Source organism: Frankia sp. CcWB3, from assembly GCF_977927595.1.
Map to the genome: position 1 here is coordinate 1 of NZ_CDWRCK010000351.1, position 3,396 is coordinate 3,396.

Annotated in this window: 3 protein-coding genes, 1 tRNA gene and 1 other RNA gene; 3 read left to right on the plus strand and 2 right to left on the minus strand. The window is 69.8% G+C overall.

Annotation, left to right across the window (positions count from 1 at the left end):
- Positions 1–251 precede the first annotated feature (251 nt).
- The gene (locus ACY5KJ_RS18910; RefSeq protein WP_462203992.1) at positions 252–842 is read left to right on the plus strand and encodes a TetR/AcrR family transcriptional regulator; all 591 of its coding nucleotides are present in this window, start codon (positions 252–254) and stop codon (positions 840–842) included.
- A gap of 229 nt (positions 843–1,071) precedes the next feature.
- Here the strand turns inward: ACY5KJ_RS18910 and ACY5KJ_RS18915 are convergent, their stop codons facing one another.
- Both ACY5KJ_RS18915 and ACY5KJ_RS18920 read right to left on the minus strand, forming a co-directional pair.
- Complete coding sequence (locus ACY5KJ_RS18915; RefSeq protein WP_462203994.1) at positions 1,072–1,221, minus strand: hypothetical protein; 150 nt, start codon at positions 1,219–1,221, stop codon at positions 1,072–1,074.
- A gap of 129 nt (positions 1,222–1,350) precedes the next feature.
- Positions 1,351–1,435 (minus strand) — tRNA-Ser (locus ACY5KJ_RS18920).
- Between the two features lie 106 nt (positions 1,436–1,541).
- Between ACY5KJ_RS18920 and ffs the strand changes: the two genes are divergently transcribed.
- Positions 1,542–1,638, plus strand: an RNA gene (ffs, locus tag ACY5KJ_RS18925) — signal recognition particle sRNA small type.
- Between the two features lie 38 nt (positions 1,639–1,676).
- A partial coding sequence (locus tag ACY5KJ_RS18930) for a DNA polymerase III subunit gamma and tau (RefSeq protein ID WP_462203995.1) occupies positions 1,677–3,396 on the plus strand: 1,720 nt, incomplete at its 3' end.

Genomic DNA, 3,396 nt, shown 5'->3' on the forward strand with positions numbered 1-3,396 from the left:
ACAGATCCAGATCCAGATCCAGATCCGGCATCGGCATCGGCATCGGCATCGGCATCGGCATCGGCATCGGCATCGGCATCGGCATCGAGGAGATGATGTGGTCGGCGGGCACCCGGTGCTGCTCGCCGGAGCTGGTTGCGACGGTGACGGCGACGGCTCGTCCGTCCGGTGGATCTACGGGGGTGTCCGCCGACGCCACCTGGCCTCCCCGAGCGCCCGCACGCGGCCAGCCCGCCAAGCGAGAGGCGATCATGTCGGCGGCGCTAGATCTGTTCGTCCGCCAGGGCTATGCGGCCACGACGCTTGAGGACATCGCCACGGCGACCCCGGTGTCACGGCAGACCGTCTACAACCACTTCGGAGATAAGGAGACGCCGTTCCTCGCCGTCATCGATACGCACCTCACGGCGACCCTCGACGCGCTACGTCGGGCGACGGCCTTCTTCCCAAGCCCCCTACCGGACCCCGAGGCCTACCTTAACGATCTTGCAAGGCGCATCATGGCGACCTTCCTCGATCCGCGCACAGCCTCTCTGCGCCTGCTCCTGCAGGCCGAAGGGCCCCGCCAACCCCAGCTGCTGCAGCTCTGGCGCCGACGCGTCGCGACTCCCGTCTGGTCAGAGCTAATCGGCCAGCTGGCCAGGATCGCTCACGACGGCGCGCTGCGCATCGATGACCCTGCCCGCGCGGCAGGCCAGTTCATTGCCCTTGTCAACGGAACCGTCTGGGAGATGACCGAGCTCGGCATGTTCGCCGTCCACAATCCACCTGCGCTCGACAGCCCGGAACTCGACGCTGCGCTACGGTCCGCCGTGAGACTCTTCGTCCGCGGCTACAAGTAGGGGGACGGGCCGACGCCCGGTGAACGGGTCATGGCATCCTGACCGGACTGACGTAGTTCGATCGTGCTCTGGTTAGCTGAGGAGACCTGCCACGATCATGCTCGCCGTGATCCATCATCGACGCCGCGGCCTCTTCATGTTGCGGCCAACAAGATCACCGAGACTCTCGCCGGGCCACCCGCCGATCATGATCCACAGGTCTTGGCAATTTCTCGCCGCCCGGCCTTCGTCACTCGTCGGCCTCAAGCCAGCTCGACGAGATCATCGACATCGCTCTCGTGTCGAAGCGGCTCGGGTACTCCTCACCGTCGATCACGGGTGCCCTGTACGCCCACCCGCCGCGCTCCGCGGGCCAGCGTACGGCCGAGACGGTGTCCACGACGATCCCTCGCGCGGCGCGGGGACTCAGGTGGGTCCATGGCTACCGTGGGTGGCGAGATGGTGGAGAAGGATGGCATTGTGCCTGGCCAGAAGGCTGGCCCGAAGATCAAGGCTAGCAAGATCATTGCGGAGGATGCGAGATTCGAACTCGCGAGGGGTTGCCCCCAACACGCTTTCCAAGCGTGCGCCCTAGGCCACTAGGCGAATCCTCCGTGGATGAGACTATCTGATCGTTGCGGGGCCAGGCACCGGGCCTGCCGCCGCGCCGCCCGGCAGACCTCGGGATTCATGATCGTCCAGCACGGGCTAGACTGCACAGCAGACCCCTCGTGCGGCGTTACCCTCGTGAACCCCCCCAGGGCCGGAAGGCAGCAAGGGTAAGCGGGCTCTGGCGGGTGTGCGGGGGGTCCTCTCGTTTCGCCGATCGTCTCGTCGAGCACGCGGAGCAGGCCAGTGAGCACAGCGTTGTACAACCGGTACCGTCCCGCGACGTTCGCCCAGGTCGTCGGCCAGGAGCACGTGACCGACGCGCTGCGCAAGGCCCTGCGCAGCGGCCGCCTGCACCACGCCTATCTCTTCAGCGGCCCCCGGGGTTGCGGCAAGACCTCCTCCGCCCGGATCCTCGCCGCCTCGCTGAACTGCATCCAGGGCCCGACCCCTGAACCCTGCGGGGTGTGCGACGAGTGCGTGGGCATCCGGACGGGCGCCTCAATGGACGTCACGGAGATCGACGCCGCGTCGCACGGTCTCGTCGACGACGCCCGCGATCTGCGCGAGCGGGCGTTCTTCGCCCCCGCGTCGGCCCGGTTCAAGGTCTTCGTGGTGGACGAGGCGCACATGGTGACCGCGGCGGCGTTCAACGCGCTGCTGAAGGTCGTCGAGGAGCCCCCGCCGTACCTCAAGTTCGTCTTCGCCACCACCGAACCGGACAAGGTCATCCCGACCATCCGGTCCCGGACGCACCACTATGCCTTCCGGCTGGTTCCGCCGAGCGTGCTGCGCGAACATCTGGCGTCGGTCTGCGCCCGGGAGGGGGTCGCCGTCGATCCGGCCGTGTTGCCGCTGATCGTGCGGGCGGGCGCCGGATCGGTCCGCGACTCGCTGTCCGTTCTCGACCAACTGCTGGCCGGCGCGGACGACGACGGCCTGCGCTACGACCGGGCGGTGGCGCTGCTCGGCATGACCGACGGCGTCCTGCTGGACGAGACCGTCGACGCGCTGGCCGACCGCGACGGCGCGGCCCTGTTCACCGTGGTCGACAAGGTCGTCTCCGCCGGTCACGACCCGCGCCGGTTCGCGACCGATCTCCTCGACCGGTTCCGCGACCTGATCGTGATGGCGGCCGTTCCGGACGCGGACGCCCGCGGCCTGCTGGAATCCTTCTCCCCCGACCAGATCGACCGGATGCGGGCGCAGACCACCCGGATGGGCCCCGCCGAGCTGTCCCGGACGGCGGACGTCCTGCACAACGGCCTGGTCGAGATGCGGGGGACGGCGAGCCCACGGCTGATGCTGGAACTGATCCTGGCCCGTGCGTTGCTGCCCACGGCGTCGACCGACCCGGCCGCGCTGCTCACCCGGTTGGAGCGGCTGGAACGGCGGGCCGTGCTCGGCGGGGAAGAACCGGAGCCGGGCCCCCCGTCCCCGCTGCCGGCCGGCCGGGCTCCCGCGCCGGTCCACCCGCCCGCCGCGGACCCGGAGCCCATGCCGCTGGCAGTCCGGGCACCCGCTCGGAGCGGACCGGTGTCTCGACCGGCGACGGGCCCCCAGCCTGGTTCGCCGGGTCCCGCGTTCACGTCGGGTGATCGTCCCTCGGGCCCGGCAGGTGTTCCGGGCATGGCAGGCACTCCGGGGACCGGGCGGATCGACGCCGCCGGCCTGCGGATGCTGTGGGACGAGGTTCTCGTGCTCGCCGGCCGCCGCAGCCGGAAGACGCATGCGATCCTGAAGGATCACGCGACCGTTGCCGACGTTCGAGGCGACGAGGTCGTGCTGGCCTTCGCCACCCCGACGATGGGCCGGATGTTCGGGCAGGGGAACAACGCCGAGCTGTTCTGTGCCGTGCTGGCGGAGAGACTCGGCGGGACCTGGCGGGTCACCGTCGCTCCCGCGGGCGGATCTGGTCGCGGCGGCGGGCGGCCCGAAGCGGGTCCCGGTCCGGGCGGCGGTGGCT

What these genes read in the sequence shown, in the direction of transcription:
- ACY5KJ_RS18910 (WP_462203992.1), top strand. Translation starts at nt 252, where the DNA reads ATGTCGGCGGCGCTAGATCTGTTCGTCCGCCAGGGCTATGCGGCCACG.